Here is a 553-nt window from a genome sequence, read left to right on the forward strand (position 1 = left end):
CCGCACCACCGACCGATCCCGCCGACGCCCGGAAGCACACCGGCCGGAACCCCGTCGACCGCTCGCCCTGCCCGCGCCCGCCACGCGGACGGGAACGGGGGACCGGACGGCGACCCCGCGCCACCGCCGCGCCCACCGACTCGACCACCACCCACGCCATCTGGACGGACGCCGATGACCACACCGACGCCCCCGGCCTGGACCCTCACCACCACGCTGCCCGTGGTGCTGCTCCCGGTCCGGCTGGAGACCCGCTTCACCGCCACCGAACTCCTCGTCCGCGTCTATCCGGACGAGATCCACGTCGACACCCACGAGGCCCCGCTCACCGAGGACGAGGACCTCCACGGCCGCCGTTACTGGCGGACCCTCTGGGAGGCCCGCGGCGACGCGCCCACCGAGGAAGCCGCCTGGACGGAGCTCGCCGGGCGGTTCGGAGCCGAACGCGCCGGATGGATCGCCCGCGTCCTGGAACCCGTCAACCCGCTCGAACGCCCCGCGCCCGGCGGCGCCGCCGGGCGCGGGGCGTTCGAGCGGGTTGACGGGTTCCAGG

1 protein-coding gene is annotated in these 553 nt (G+C 75.9%); it reads left to right on the top strand.

The features are described from left to right. Positions 1-174: 174 nt before the first annotated feature. On the top strand, positions 175-553 hold a 379-nt coding region (locus ACOV8S_RS31145; RefSeq protein ID WP_448321840.1), incomplete at its 3' end, for a hypothetical protein.

The sequence above is a fragment of the Streptomyces sp. CO7 genome, from assembly GCF_053474865.1.